Consider the following 14,441-nt stretch of genomic DNA (forward strand, 5'->3'; position numbering starts at 1 on the left):
GAATGGACGATGGCTGCTTTAAGCAGGCCCGCTCTACTGGCGCCATTGGACCCATGGCAGGAGTTGGCGATGAGTAATGAACAAGGGCCGGTAGCGGTGATTACCGGGGCCGCCAGTGGTATTGGCCGTGGCCTGGCCGAACACGCGGCGACGCTGGGCATGCGCCTGGTGCTGGCGGATCGGGATGCAGCGGGCCTGCAAGCCCTGTGCAACGAATTGAAGGCGCGCGGTGTGCAAGCGATTGACTGCGTCACCGATGTCGGTGATATGAAGCAGGTCGAGCGCTTGCGTGACCGGGCTGTCGAGCACTTTGGCGGGGTCGACCTGCTGTTCAACAATGCCGGCGTGATGCAAACCGGCTTCAGCTGGGAAATCACCGAGGCGCAGTGGCAGCGCATGCTGGACGTCAACCTCAACGGCGTGATCAACGGCATTCGCAGCTTTGTGCCGCTGCTGCTTCGTCAGGGCCGGGCCGCCAATGTGATCAACACGGCATCCCTTGCCGGACTGGTCAGCAGCCCGCTGATGGCGCCGTACAACGTGACCAAGCAGGCGGTGGTCGCGCTCTCGGAAACCCTGCATTACGAACTCGCCATGCTCGGTGCGCCGGTGTCGGTTTCGGTGCTGTGCCCGGGGCCGGTGGCCAGTGAAATCATGGCGTCGAACCAGGTGGTGGACACCGCCGGATCCGACTTCAGCCAACTGCTCGACAGCACCATTCGCCAAGGCATGACCCCGGCGGAACTGGCCGCGCAAGTGTTCGCCGCCGTCGCGCAAAAACGCTTCTGGATCCTGCCTCACAAGGGGTTCAAACCGGCTCTTGAACGCCGGGTACAAAGCATCCTGGGCGAGACCAATCCGCAGTTTCAAATGGCCGACGTAGAGGACGATGCCCATGCCGCTCGATAAGCAGATCGCCGGGGTTCTCCAGCAGTTTCGCGACATCCCGGAGCCCGATTTCAGCCAGGTCGATGCCGCTCAGTACCGGCAGTTCTCCGACAACCTGCTGCCGGCCATCCCCGGCGATCCGATGAGCGAGGTGCGCGACCTGCGGGTGGCCGGCGCGGACGGTGATCTGGACGCACGGCTGTACCGGCCGTCGGAAGCACCCGACTTGCCATTGCTGGTGTTTTTCCATGGCGGCGGATTCGTCATGGGCAATCTCGATACCCACGATAATCTCTGCCGCTCGCTGGCGCGCCAGACCGAGGCGGTGGTGGTGTCCGTGGCTTATCGATTGGCCCCGGAACACCCGTTCCCGGCGGCGCCCCTCGATTGCTATGCGGCCACCTGCTGGCTGGTTGAGCACGCGGCTGAACTGCGCGTCGATGGCAGCCGACTGGCCGTGGCCGGGGACAGTGCGGGTGGCAATCTGGCACTGGCGGTCAGCCAATTGGCGGCGCAACGCAAGGGACCGAAGATCAGCTATCAATGCCTGTTCTACCCGGTCACCGATGCCGGTTGTGACAGTCAGTCCTTCGAGGAATTCGCCGAAAGTTACCTGCTTTGCGCCAAGGCTATGCGCTGGTTCTGGCAGCAATACCTGCAAGAGGATGGACAGGCGGATGATCCGTTGGCCTCGCCATTGCGAGCCGAAAGCCTGGCAGGCTTGCCGCCGACCACATTGTTCACCGCCGGGTTCGATCCGCTGCGGGACGAGGGCGAGGCATTGGCCGAGTGCCTGCGCGAAGCCGGTGTGCCGGTGCGCGCGCAACGTTACGAAGGCATGATTCACGGCTTTATCAGCATGACACCTTTTGTTGAAGCCGCAGCCCAAGCGTTGTCAGACGCTTGCGCTGATCTGCGTGGAGCACTCCAATGAGCAGCCTGGCTTTCAACACGGTGCCGCAACTGATCGAGGCCATTGGCGCCGGTCACATGGTGGTGATCACCGATGACGAACACAACGGCGAAGGCTCGTTGCTGATGGCCGCCGAACAGGCCGGGGCCGAGGCTGTCACCTTCATGGCGGTGCAGGCGCGCGGGCTGATTTGCCTGGCCCTGACCGAGCAGCGCTGCCGCGCGCTGGGCCTGGACCTGATGGTGCCCAACTCCCGGGCGCAACATGGCGTGGGTTTTACCCGCTCGATCGAAGCCGCCACCGGGGTGTCCACGGGTATCTCGGCGGCGGACCGGGCGCGATCGATCCAGGTGGCGGTCGACCCGGCCAGCGTTCCGACGGACCTGGTGCAACCGGGGCATATCTTCCCGGTGCAAGCCTTGCCCGGTGGTGTAATGCAGCGGGCCGGACATGTCGAGGCCGCTTGCGACCTGACGCGACTGGCGGGGCTGCAACCGGCGGCAACCCTGGTGGGCATTCTCAACGAAGACGGCGAATTGGCCCGTGGCGCCGAGTTGCATGAATTCGCCCAGCGCCATGGCTTGCGGATCGGCACCATTGCCGACCTGATTCACTACCGCATCCTGCATGAAGGCACGATCGAACGCGGCGGCGAATATCCGTTGCAAACCCGCCACGGCGAGTTCCAGGTGACCACCTATCAGGATACCTACCAGGGTTCGCTGCACCTGGCGCTGGTCAAGGGCCGGATCGACAGCACGCAACCGGTGCTGGTACGGGTGCAAAGCATCGAGACGTTGCGCGACGTTCTGGGCTGTGAAAGCGAAGGCGGGTCGCAGCAGTGGACCCTCGAACGCTCGCTGGCGAGCATCGCCGCCGCCGGTAACGGCGTACTGGTGTTGCTGGCTCAAAAGGAAACCGCCGACGGCGTGCTCGAGCAGTTGTGCCAGCGTAGCGGCGGCAAGCCGCGCACACCGCAGTTTCCGCAACGGACCCTGGGCATCGGTGCCCAGATCCTGCGCGATCAGAACGTGCGCAAAATGCGCCTGATGAGCTCGCCGGTGCCCTACAAGGCCGTGTCCGGGTTTGATCTGGAGGTGATCGAGTTTGTGCCGTTTCAACCGGCAGGCTAGAGCAAACCCATGACCCAGTGGGAGAGGGCATGCTCCGGGCGGTGCTCCGATGAAGACGGAGTGACATTCGACAGGCGTCGTCTGTCAGGCCGTTCTTTTCATCATCCTTGACCTCGGAGTGGCAGTGGGGGGTTACCAACTGCCGTAGGGGATGCCGTGGCGTTCGATGTAGCGCCGAACTTTCTCGTCGAGTGTGTAGGCGTAGCGACCATCATTCTTGCCTTGGCTCGGCCCCAGGGGTTCGACCTCGGCTTGAGCCCGGGCGACCTTGATTGCGTCATGACAGCTATCGCGCACCCATACCTGCACCACGCCGCCAGGGGCCAGGCCCAGAATCAATGAGGCTCCGTAGCGATATCGAAGGGTGTCCGGACAGCGTTGACTGGTCGAGATTCGCATGACTTCACGGGCTTGCTCAGGGATGTCGACCCAGCCCTTGTAGGTTTGGGCTTCGACAACCGATTGCCAGCGGACGAAGATGCGCTTGGGCAGTGCAGCGCCGGTCACGGGCATGATTGCCCCGCCGATATGGGGGGGCCAGCCGCGAGCGGATTCAACACCACTTTCCGGGGTGTCAGTCCCGATAGGCCCGCCGCTATGGATGTTGAACAGCCGCTTATCCACATCTTCTACGACGGTGTGTTCGACCAAACCGACCATGAATGATGGTCCCTGAAAGTCGATGCTCCACCAAAGCGGTTGTGGGTTCTCGCCTTCCACCAACTGACAGCTACTGATCAACAAGAGGCTCATCAAGGCCAGCAATAATTTCATTATCCTTGGCCTCAGCGGGGTACGTGGGGATGTAATACCCGCACGGCATCGGCCGTGGGGGCGTTGATATAGAGAAGCCTGGCTTCACGTTGCCCGGTTTTATCCAGTGGATGATTCCAGTTTGCCGATGTGTGGATGTAACGCTGCTTGAGCAGCGTTTCTTCGGCAGCCGTGAGACGGTAGTCTCCGGCAACAAACCGGTCGCAAAGCGTTTGAAGTTCCGACGGTATGTGATAGTCCGGTGTATCGGGAAAGTCCTTGAAACGCACCCCCGAATTTTTGGCTAACGCATGCATCAATCGTAAATACACCTGAGACAATTCACCCCGGACCAAGCGCTTGAGTTGCAAGCCAGCGTAAACCCGTTGCTCCCGCCCGCTTGCCCGGTCCTGCAGGTCGGGGGACAGCAGCCTTGGCTCGGGGGTGACAATCTCCAGCATGTCGGCCGGCCAACCCTGGGCAATCATGTTGGCCCTGTGCTGCCGCGCAGCACGGTAGATCGACGTGCTCCTTACATCCGTGCCCCGGGCCACGGTCAAGCCCAGCATCGGGCCAACGAGTACGCGTTCCGCGCCGCCACCAATGTCCGAGTGCACCCCGGGCAAGGCAATTTCTGGATGGTCGGGTGCGACCCGGCTCAAGGGGAAATTGGCGCGATGTTCATCGCGAGCCACCAAATGCACCACGTTGGAAAACAGCGAACGAGGCAGGTGCAGGCGCAACCCCGGAGCGACTGAACTCTGGACGTTGCCGAGGTTGCTGATACCGGCAATGGAGGCGACGGTGTCGAACAGGCCGATAAAGCCCATATGGATGTCGCGGTGATACTGCCCCAGGAACTGGCGGCTGAAGCCCTGTGCGTTGTTGATCAGCACCCTTTGAAGCAGTCCCTGGCTGCCCAGCGCCACCTCATTGGCGAAGTGACGGGCGGCGGCCGCGCCACGACTGAAGCCAAAAGTGTCGAAGGTCAGAGAGGTGATTTCGCCGTCCGGGTTTTCCCTGAGAACTTCATCGATAAAGTTACTCATAAAGCTAAACACTTGTTGAGTTCGGCCAATTACGCCAGTGTCGCCTCGCCCGGTTCCGGAACCCAACAAACTGTCTTTTTCACCGGACTGGGTACCGATGCCCTCAACATAGAGCTTGCGTTGTGACAACTTGCTCCGTCCGTGGACTTCCAAATCGTCTGACTGAAGATAGTGCCGGAAGAGTTTTGCCACATTCGTCACATCATTCCCATAACTACTCCCCGGATCACTCATATACGGCTTGCAACTGGCCTCCAGATCTTCAGGCTCGATGGCATGGTGGGCCCCGCAGGCCAGACCGAGTGCGGTGTTGTCGGCATTGTTTCCAGTCCCGTCGAAAAACACGCCAATGCGCAGCGCAATGCCGATTTTGTTGGGAGGCGGCTGTTTCTCCACCCATCCCGATGGCGGTGGTGGGGAGGCTGGTGCCCGTGCGGTCTTTGAAAAATGGGCAGGAGGGTAAGTTGGCGGTTGAGCGACAGCTCTGCAAGTCAGTGCCTCAGCGTCATCGCTGGACTCGTAAGTGGTGTCGAGTATCGATGGGATCAGTCTGGCGCTGCAGGGGCAACTGCTGAAGCTGTCCAGGGTGCCGGCCACCAGCCTTCCGTCGCTTTCAATGCTCGAGACACCGCCGAGGATCACGTAAATTTTGTTGTCCGCGCCACAGGAAACCGGATCGCCCTCGCAAGCAAGGGCCATGTCGAACATCGCGACGTCTGCATTGGCGTCCAGCACCTTGCCACCGCAGGTGGTCCAGTCGCCCAGACAAATAAAATATCCCTCAGCCATGAATTGAACTCCGTGTCCTTGGCGCCCCCGGTGAGGGAGGCGCTGCTACTCGATGGATTGCACCGACTCGGGTGTGAGCCGGGCTAGCGCAACGTAACGGGACAGCGACGGAATTCAAGGTGTCCGGGAGCGAACAGGAAATGTCCTACGAGTCATTCAGAAAAAAGAGGCGTCGAGGAAACGTTTCTGGTCGTTCCGCGCTGGCTTAAGGCTTGATCCCACGCAAGATCTCCTTCGCCTGATCCTGCACCGCCTGCGGTGCGGTCATGTTGCCGTCGATCACGGTGATCACCGCATGGCCTTGCCACAGTTGATAGGCATCGGCCTTTTGCTGGGATTCGGTCGGTGTCGACGGCGGGGCCAGGTTGACGTGGACCACGCCATCGGCGCCGCGCTGTGAGGTGAAGTTCACGCGGTCCCAGTTGCCGATCGGCGCAAAGCTCACGCCTTTGACTTCAGCGGGTTTCAGGGGTGGGTAGTTGATGTTCAGACCGCTGACACCTGGTAGGCCGAGCACGTTCAAATCACAATGCTGTTTGTTTTTTGCGCAAACCTGTTTGGCTTCTGTGCCGACCAGGCTCGCCTGCTCGATGACCTTCACGGCAAAGCGCGCCGTGTCGTCCATGGCGCCGAGGGTCTTGCGATAGCCCGCCTGCTGGTCGCGGATGATCAGGTCCATGTCGATTCCCGTGGACACCGCCACCGCCGGCACCCCTTTGTACATCGCGCGCACAGCCGCGTTGAGGGTGCCGGACATCTGCGTCAGCGGGCCGACGTTTTCGCCAAAGTTGCTGCCGGACACCACCAGGTCTGGCGGCGAATCCTTGAGGATCACGTCGAGGCCGACATTCACAGCATCCACTGGTGTGCCGATGGCAGAGGTCTTGCCGGCCGGCGGGGTGTAGCCCTCTGGCGGTCCGACGCAAAATTTGCCCGGCGCCAGTTCGGTCACCGCCAGGGCCTGCCCGGGTACGACCACGCTGGCGGCGCTGATGCCGCTGCTGTCGTTCAACGGGCCGACCAGGGTGACCTTGTGCCCAGCAGCAGTCAGGGCGCGGTACATCGCGTCGATGCCGGGCGCGCGGCAGCCATCGTCGTTGGTCAGCAGGATGTTCAGGGCGTTGGCTTGCATCGACAGGCCAACGCTGGCCACGGCGATGATGACGGCGAGGAGTTTGTTCATGGAGGAGTCTTCCGTGGAAGGAGCGGGTTTTACAAAGCACAACGCCCCGACCGAATGAATCGGTCGGGGCGCAGAGGTTTTAGCGAGTGCCGAGTTTGCGCAGGTTGCCAGGGGTGAATTCGTCTTCGGTGAAGGCGGTGGCGTTGAGCTTGGCCGGTTTCTGATCGATCAGCATCCGGTCAACCAGATACGAGCCGGCGATCAGGTCGTGATAGATCCCGAGGCGAGCGTGGTAGCGCTGCATCTCGTAGGCGTAGATCGAAGTCTGCATGTTGGTGCGCCAGAGTTGACCGCGACTGTCGTAGTTGTCGGCCAGGGTCGCGGCCCAGGTGTCCTCGTCCAGGTACATCACACGCTTGGCGTACACGTGGCGGGCACCTTCTTTGAGGGTGGCTTGCAGCACCCAGACGCGGTGTTTTTCATAGCGCATGTACTGCGGATCGATATGGCCGGTGGTGGCCAGAATCTGATCGGTACTCACGCTCGGATCATCGATCTTGTAGTTGTGATAAGGAATGTAGATTTCCTTTTTGCCCACGATGGTCCAGTTGTAGCGATCCGGTGCACCGTTGAACAAACGGTCTTCGTCGTACACGCGAAAACCTCCCGCGCCGGTCGGCGAGTCGTAGCCCACGGTCGGCGCGCGACGTACCCGGCGTTGACCGGGGCTGTACTGCCAGGCCTGGCGCGGGGAGGCGGTCGGGTTGATGAACTCGTGGCCGACAACGATTTCGCCTTTCTTGCGCACCGGTTCCAGCGTGGTGATCAGGAAGTTGGTGAGGATGCCGTTGGATGTCTCCAGGGTTCTGTCCGGGTTGGACCAGATCGAGAAGATCTTGTAGTTGACCTCTTCGAGTACTCGCTCCTTGTTGGAGTACACCACGGCCTGCCGGTAGTTGGCCTCTTCGGCAGCGGCACGGCCGGCGAGGGTATGGTTGAACATCAACTCGCTGCCGTTCTTTGGAATCGGGAACGGCGAACCGGCCCAGGCGTTCTTCGTGTCGTTGTTGTCGTTGGCCAGCTCGGCGTTGACTGCGTTGTGCTTGACCGCCTCGACCAGTTTCGGGTCAACGCGGAAGTCGCGGTGGCTCGGGTACACCGGGATCTTGAAGGTGTCAGGGTAGCGTTTGAGCAGCGCCTTCTGACCATCGGTGAGGTTGGCGGCGTACTTGTCCATGTTCTTCGAGTCGATCACGAACAACGGTTTTTCCGCTGCATAGGGGTCCGGGTATGGCGTGCCGGGGCCGTCAAACTTGAGGCCTGGCGGCAGGCCGAGCCATTTGCCGGACCAGGCCGGGATGCTGCCGTCGGCGTTGCCGGCTTTTTCGGCGCCCATCGGGGTCAGGTCCTGGCCCAGGCGTGCGGCTTCTTCGGGGCTGACCTTGGCGTAGGCCAGGCCGCTGCCGAGCAGGCCGACGGTCAGCGCGGTGCTCAATAATGTTTGGGTGAATCTGGACATGCTGTGCTCCTCCGATCGGGGAATCAGAACCGGTACTTGAAGTTGAGCGCGACGTTGTCGCGATCGGCCAACGGGCTGTTGTTGGCACTGCCGAGGTAGGCGTTGTAGCGGGCCTCGACGGTGAAGTTGCCCAGGTAGCGCCACGAACTGCCGATGCTGGCGCGGTTGTCGTTCTGGCCGGCGTTGATCGAGCCGACCATCGAGCTGTCGCCGTGGGCGGCGGCGCTGAAAGTGACAGGCACCGACATGTCCCATCCGCTGAACACGTTGTTGTAGTCAAAGTTCGCCTGCACCGTGTAGCCCCAGGCATCGCGGTCATAGACCAGGCTGTCGGTTCCCGGCAGCGCGAAGCCCGGCGCCAGGGTCACCGGTTGCGACTTGTCGTTGCTGACCACGGTGTTGTAGACCACCTCGCCGGTCAGGGTGGTGTTGTCGGCGAAGGCGGTCGGGCCGAGCACGTAGATCATCGACGTTTGCGCTTGCACGGTCTTGCCACGCACGGGGCTGGAGAAACCGTTGTCGACCATCACCGGCGTGCCGTCGCGGTAGCTGACTTCACCGGCCCAACTGACGTCGCCCAGCACGGTGGCGAAGCTCGCGCCGAACAGGTCGATGTTGTCGAAGTAGCGCACCTGGTAGCGGCCCAGGGTCGTCGCGAAGTCCAGCGACGGCGTCTTGTCGTGATAGCGCGAGTAGAAGAGGCCGAACTCGGTGTTGTTCAACGACTCGGCGGCGTAGGTGAAGGCCACACCGTACTGGCCGCTGTCGCTCGGCTTGTCGTCCTTCAGACGGGTGACGAAACCGGAGGCGTCGTTGAAGCCGCCCTCGTCGATGAAGTCGGTGGTGGAGAAGTAGCTACCCACGCCGAACAGCTCGGTCTTTTCCCATTTGTACTGGTAGTAGGCCTGGATGCCCAGGCTTTCGGTCAGGGCGAACTGGGTGAACAGCTGGCCGACCGGCAGCAGGATTTCCTTGACCTCGACACCCGGGGTGGTCGCCTTGGTTGCGTCCACCGGGCTCTGGGCTGCGGAAATACCCGGATAGAACAGGCTTTCACCCCAGCTCACCACCTGGTTACCCAGGCGCGCGTTGAGGGCATGGCCGCTCAGGTCCCAGGTGCCATAGGCGTAGTAATCGAGCATGCGCAGTTCATTGCGGTGTTGGTCGATGGTGTCCTGGGAGAAACGGTCAGGCTTGCTGCAATGGCCGCCGGCGAAGCAGTTGGACGTGCCGGTGGTGTTGTCGTTGTCCTGATCGTAGACGTTGTCGTAGAAGCCCGTCGCCCGGACGAACACGCCGTAGTCGTCTTGCCACTTGATGTTGGCTTCGGTGAGAAAGCCGCTGCGGTTGTTGATCAGGCTGCCTTTGTCGAAGGCGTTGTCGCCGTCGTTGCCGTTGGTATTGGCGGTCAGTTTGTGATCGCGAGACTCGGTCCGCCAGGCGAGGCTGTACGTCAGCGTGGTGTCCCAGTCGATGCTCAAGTCTTCGCTTGGCTGAAAGCTCATGGCGTTAACGTGAGCGCTAAGTCCGCCAGCCAGCATCAATAGAACAAGCTGTGTGCGAGGGTGCTGTGTTGGTGGGGCGATTATTGTTTTTATCATGTCGTCCTCATGGCCCAGGTCAGACCTGCCCGACCTGCATTTCAGGGGGGTGATTGGTGTTGTGGGCGACTATGGAGTCACGACTTGCGCGCAACATCGTCCAAGCGGACTAAGCGATTTGTACGGGGCGGCAGCAGGCCTGGCATTAGTCTTATCGGACGATGAACACCCGGCGCGCGCGGCGAACAATCCCGAGACCGACTGCACCGGGCGAAGATCCGGCGGTGGCGGTTTCTGCCTGATGGGCGCTGAACAAGGGTGATCGCATGAACGCTGCCGGGATCAAATGGGACGAGTGCTGTGATGTGTTGGTGATTGGCTCTGGCGCCGGGGGCATGACCGCTGCGCTGCGCGCCCACGACCTGGGCCTCAATGCGCTGTTGATCGAAAAGAGCGGCGAGTACGGCGGCACCTCGGCGGTGTCCGGCGGCGGTATCTGGATCCCCAACAACCACCGGATCGCTGCCATCGGCGGCAGTGATTCGGCGGCCGAAGCGATTGCCTACATCCGCGCCGTGACCCATGGCGAGATCGACGACGGGCGCATCGAAGCCTATGTCGAGCACGGCCGGGAGATGGTCGAGTACCTGGAACGACACACCCGCGTGCGCTTCGAGGCGCAACCGCGCTACGCCGATTACTACCCGGAAGTCGAGGGCGGCAAACCGGGCTATCGCTCGATGGATCCGCAACCGTTCGATGCCGCCGAACTCGGTGAAGAATTCTTGCGCATGCGCGCACCGTCCCCCGGTACCCTGATGATGGGGCGCATGGCGATGACCATGAAAGAGGCGCAGGTGCTGCTGTGCCGCGGCCCCGGCTGGTTGCGCCTGACCTTGCGGGTGATGTGGCGCTACTGGCGTGATCGCGAGGGGCGGCGTTTGTCCCGCCGCGACCGTTTCCTGACCCTGGGCAATGCCTTGATCGGTGCCTTGCGCTGTTCGTTGCAGGATCGCGGCAAGTCGCTGTGGCTCAATTGTGCGCTGGAAGAATTAATGCTGGTCGGCGACCGGGTCGGCGGGGCGCGGGTCAATCGCAACGGCCAGCTGCTCAACGTCAAGGCGCGCTACGGGGTGATCATCGCCGCCGGTGGTTTCGAGCGTAACCAGGCGATGCGCGAGCAGTACCTGCCGCAGCCGTCCCAGGCTAATTGGAGTGCCACGCCACCGAACAATACCGGCGACGGCATCCGCGCCGGCCAGGCCCTTGGCGCACGCACCGCGTTGATGGAACACAGCTGGTGGGCGCCGACCACTTACGTCAAGGGCGAAGAAAAACAGCGTGCGCTGTTCGTTGAACGCACCTTGCCGGGGTGCGTGATGGTCAACGCGGCGGGGAAGCGTTTCGTCAACGAGGCCGCGCCCTATACCGATATCGTTTATGCGATGTACGCCAACAACCGTGAAGGCGCCGCGAGCGTGCCGTGCTGGATGGTGTTCGACGCTGAGTTCCGCCGTAAATACCCGTGCGGCGCCTTGCTGCCGGGCTATGCCCAGCGCGATTGGCAATTGCCCGAGCATTTGCGTGATTACTTCCAGAAGGCGTCGAGCCTGGAAGAACTGGCGACGAAAATCGGCGTCGACGCCGACGGGCTGGTGCGCACCGTGCAGCGCTTCAACGGCATGGCCGTGCAGGGCGTCGACTTGGATTTCCACAAGGGCGAGTCGCTGTTCGACCGCTACTACGGCGACCCGAACGTGCAACCCAATCCGTGCCTGGCGCCGTTGCTCAAAGGGCCGTTCTACGCCGTGCGCATCGACGCCGGCGACATCGGCACCAAGGGCGGCCTGCTGACCGACGTGCACGCCCGCGTGTTGCACGAAGACGGCGAACCGATCAACGGCCTGTACGCCATCGGCAACAGCGCCGCCTCGATGATGGGCCGCACCTATCCGGGTGCCGGTTCGACCATCGGCCCGGCCATGACCTTCGGTTATCTGGCCGCCAATCACATCAAGCGCCAGAGCGAAACCGCTTCGGCGAAAACCTTGTTCGGGAGTGTCGAATGAACAGTCAGCATCCACAGATCGCTGTAGTAACCGGTGCCAGTCGCGGAGTGGGGCAGGGCATTGCCCTGGCCCTGGGGGCGGCGGGCATGACGGTGTATGTCACCGGTCGCGCGCCGACGCAGGGTGGGTCGAATTTGTACGGGCACGCCTTGAGCGGGTCGCTGGAGGACAGCGCCGCCGCGATCACCGCCGCCGGTGGGCGCGGTATCGCGGTGGTCTGTGACCACGCCGATGACGCGCAGGCTCAGGCGCTGTTTGCCCGTGTGGAAGATGAGTGCGGGCATCTGGATCTGCTGGTGAACAACGCTGCGTTCATCCATGACCGGTTGATCGAGCCGGGGTCGTTCTGGGCCAAGCCGCTGGATCTGGTGCGCATTCTCGACGTCGGACTGCGCTCGGCCTACATCGCCAGCTTCTACGCCGCGCCGCTGTTGCTGAAGAGTGCCCAAGGGCTGATTTGTTTTACCTCGTCGTTCGGCGCCGGCTGCTACATGCATGGCCCGGCGTATGGCGCGCAAAAGGCCGGCGTCGACAAGCTGGCGGCGGACATGGCGATCGATTTCGAAGGGCAGGGCGTGGCGGCGTTGTCGCTGTGGCTCGGTCCGCAACTGACCGAACGCACCAGGATTGCCGGCGAGCAGCATGGCGAGCAGTACCAGGCGTTCCTGGCCCACGCCGAAACCCCGCAATTCAACGGTCGGGTGATTCATGCCTTGCTCAATGATCCGCAGTTGATGGCGCTGTCCGGGCAGACCCTGATCACCGCCGAAATAGCCCTTGGCTACGGCATCAGCGAAGCCGAAGGCCGCCAGCCACCGTCCCATCGCGCCATGCTCGGCGACCCGCGCCAACAGCACCCGGCGCGGGTGGTCTGATCCACGATGATCGTTCCCTGTAGCAGCTGGCGAAGCCTGCGTTCGGCTGCGCAGCAGTCGTGAAATCAGGCACTGCGGTGTATCAGTTAAACCGCGTGCACTGTATTCGCGACTGCTGCGCAGCCGAACGCAGGCTTCGCCAGCTGCTACAGGGAAATTGTGCGTTTCGGACTTAATTCACGGGCTGAAGCGCCCACTCGCGCAACACATTCTTGGTCACTTTGCCCGCCGCATTGATCGGCATCTTCTGCAGCACCTGCACCCGGCGCGGCACCTTGTAGTTGGCCATTTGCTCGCGGCACCAGGCGAGGAATCGGGCCTGCTCGATCTCGATGCCCGGCGCGGGCAACAGGAATGCCATCGCCACTTCACCCATACGCTCATCGGGAATACCGATCACCGCTGCCTGGGCCACGCCCGGATAGGTCAGCAAACACTGTTCGATCTCCGCCGGGTACACATTGAAGCCGCCGGTGATGAACATGTCCTTGAGGCGGTCGGTGATGCGCAGGTAACCCCGTTCGTCGAGCATGCCGATGTCGCCGGTGTGCAGCCAGCCGTCGGCGTCGAGAATCTCCTGGCTGGCGTCGGGGTTGTTGAGGTAACCCTGCATCAGGTTGTAGCCGCGAATCTGCACCTCACCGGGAATGTTCGCCGGTTGGCTGCGACCGTTGTTGCCGACACACCGTACTTCCACCCCCGGCATCGCCCGGCCACTGGTGTTGGCGACCAGTTCCGCGGAGTCGCCGGCGCGGCAGATCGTGGCGAAACCGCAGACTTCCGTCAGGCCATAGGCGGTGACGATGGTGGCGAAGCCGAGTTCGTCGCGCATGCGGTGGATCATCTCCACCGGGATCGCCGCCGCCCCGGTCACCGCCACGCGCAAGGAGCTCAGGTCGAATTCACTGCGTTGTGGATGGGCCAGCAGCGATTGATACAGCGTCGGTGGCCCGGGCAATACGGTGATGTGTTCCCGTTGCACGCATTCGAGCACGGCCTGCACGTCGAACACTTGCTGCGGCAGGAGGGTGCAGCCTCGCATCAAGGCGGCCAGCCAACCGGCCTTGTAGCCGAAGGAGTGGAAGAACGGATTGACGATCAGGTAGCGATCGCTCTCACGCAAACCGACGATATCGCTCCAGTCCCGCACGATGCGCAGGTTCTGGCCGTGGCTGGTCATTACGCCCTTGGGTTTTCCGGTGGTGCCCGAGGTGAACAGCACGTCGGACAAGGCGTGTGGGCCAACGCTCTGTTCGCGGGTGCGCAAGGCCAGGTGCGGTACGTCGGCCCCCAGGTCCATAAACCGTTCCCAGGCCAGTGTTCCCGAGTTGGCGCCGCGCAGGCTGACGATGTGACGCAGCTCAGGCAGGTCTTCCGACGCCAGCATGCCGGGGTAGTCCGCGCTCAGGAATTCGCCGATGGCAAACAGCACACAGGTGCCGCTTTCGCGCAGGATGTAGCCGGCCTCGCTGCCCTTCATCCGGGTATTGAGCGGCACCAGGGCGGCGCCGACACTTTGCAGGGCACCGGCGGCGACAATCCACTCCCACAGGTTGGGCGCCCAGATCCCCACGCGGTCCCCGATCTGTACGTCGAGGGCCAGCAGGGCGCGGGCAGCCTGGCGGCGCAGTTGGTCCAGTTGTCGGTAGCTGATGACGTGGCCCGCGTCCTCGATGGCCGGGCGGTCGCCGTAGGCCTGGGCAGCGTTGGCGAACAGTTGAGCGATGGTCAGTGCGGTGGCGACAGGCGGCATGGGGCCTCCCCGGTTAGAAGACAAATACGAAAAAGG

Annotated in this window: 11 protein-coding genes; 5 read left to right on the forward strand and 6 right to left on the reverse strand. The window is 62.4% G+C overall.

Annotated elements, in window-relative coordinates; all coding sequences use genetic code 11:
- The first annotated feature begins 69 nt into the window (after nucleotides 1–69).
- The 3 genes from PMI34_RS18195 to PMI34_RS18185 are packed head-to-tail and all read left to right on the forward strand — an operon-like array spanning nucleotide 70 to nucleotide 2,934.
- Nucleotides 70–909, forward strand: a complete 840-nt coding sequence (locus PMI34_RS18195; protein ID WP_008048788.1) for an SDR family NAD(P)-dependent oxidoreductase — start codon at nucleotides 70–72, stop codon at nucleotides 907–909.
- On the forward strand, nucleotides 896–1,822 hold the full coding sequence (locus tag PMI34_RS18190) for an alpha/beta hydrolase (RefSeq protein WP_008048789.1): 927 nt from the start codon (nucleotides 896–898) through the stop codon (nucleotides 1,820–1,822). Before PMI34_RS18195 ends, PMI34_RS18190 begins: the two co-directional genes overlap by 14 nt.
- Nucleotides 1,819–2,934 (forward strand): 3,4-dihydroxy-2-butanone-4-phosphate synthase, encoded by a 1,116-nt coding sequence (locus PMI34_RS18185; protein WP_008048790.1) that lies wholly within the window; start codon nucleotides 1,819–1,821, stop codon nucleotides 2,932–2,934. The genes PMI34_RS18190 and PMI34_RS18185 overlap by 4 nt, the downstream gene beginning before the upstream one ends.
- Before the next feature lie 132 nt (nucleotides 2,935–3,066).
- On the opposite strand, the gene PMI34_RS18180 is transcribed toward PMI34_RS18185, so the two are convergent.
- The 5 genes from PMI34_RS18180 to PMI34_RS18165 all read right to left on the reverse strand — a co-directional run bounded on the left by PMI34_RS18180 (nucleotide 3,067) and on the right by PMI34_RS18165 (nucleotide 9,768).
- Nucleotides 3,067–3,708: a DUF2931 family protein gene (locus PMI34_RS18180; protein WP_008048791.1), complete on the reverse strand. Its 642-nt coding sequence runs from the start codon at nucleotides 3,706–3,708 to the stop codon at nucleotides 3,067–3,069.
- An 11-nt stretch (nucleotides 3,709–3,719) separates the two neighbouring features.
- The gene (locus tag PMI34_RS0127195) at nucleotides 3,720–5,525 is read right to left on the reverse strand and encodes a phospholipase effector Tle1 domain-containing protein (RefSeq protein ID WP_008048792.1); all 1,806 of its coding nucleotides are present in this window, start codon (nucleotides 5,523–5,525) and stop codon (nucleotides 3,720–3,722) included.
- Nucleotides 5,526–5,730: 205 nt separating this feature from the next.
- Complete coding sequence (gene surE, locus PMI34_RS18175) at nucleotides 5,731–6,708, reverse strand: 5'/3'-nucleotidase SurE (protein ID WP_008048793.1); 978 nt, start codon at nucleotides 6,706–6,708, stop codon at nucleotides 5,731–5,733.
- Between the two features lie 79 nt (nucleotides 6,709–6,787).
- A complete protein-coding gene (locus PMI34_RS18170) occupies nucleotides 6,788–8,167 on the reverse strand; it encodes a DUF1329 domain-containing protein (RefSeq protein ID WP_008048795.1) in 1,380 nt (459 codons plus the stop codon).
- A 23-nt stretch (nucleotides 8,168–8,190) separates the two neighbouring features.
- Nucleotides 8,191–9,768, reverse strand: a complete 1,578-nt coding sequence (locus PMI34_RS18165) for a DUF1302 domain-containing protein (protein ID WP_008048796.1) — start codon at nucleotides 9,766–9,768, stop codon at nucleotides 8,191–8,193.
- 266 nt (nucleotides 9,769–10,034) lie between these two features.
- On the opposite strand from PMI34_RS18165, the gene PMI34_RS18160 reads away from it, so the two are divergent.
- Both PMI34_RS18160 and PMI34_RS18155 read left to right on the forward strand, forming a co-directional pair.
- Complete coding sequence (locus PMI34_RS18160) at nucleotides 10,035–11,777, forward strand: FAD-binding protein (protein ID WP_008048798.1); 1,743 nt, start codon at nucleotides 10,035–10,037, stop codon at nucleotides 11,775–11,777.
- Nucleotides 11,774–12,652, forward strand: a complete 879-nt coding sequence (locus PMI34_RS18155; protein WP_008048800.1) for an SDR family NAD(P)-dependent oxidoreductase — start codon at nucleotides 11,774–11,776, stop codon at nucleotides 12,650–12,652. The genes PMI34_RS18160 and PMI34_RS18155 overlap by 4 nt, the downstream gene beginning before the upstream one ends.
- Nucleotides 12,653–12,824: 172 nt before the next feature.
- Here PMI34_RS18155 and PMI34_RS18150 read toward each other — a convergent pair whose 3' ends face one another.
- Complete coding sequence (locus tag PMI34_RS18150; protein WP_008048802.1) at nucleotides 12,825–14,405, reverse strand: FadD3 family acyl-CoA ligase; 1,581 nt, start codon at nucleotides 14,403–14,405, stop codon at nucleotides 12,825–12,827.
- Between the last annotated feature and the right edge of the window lie 36 nt (nucleotides 14,406–14,441).

It is taken from the genome of Pseudomonas sp. GM74, assembly GCF_000282455.1.
Taxonomy (GTDB): Bacteria; Pseudomonadota; Gammaproteobacteria; order Pseudomonadales; family Pseudomonadaceae; genus Aquipseudomonas.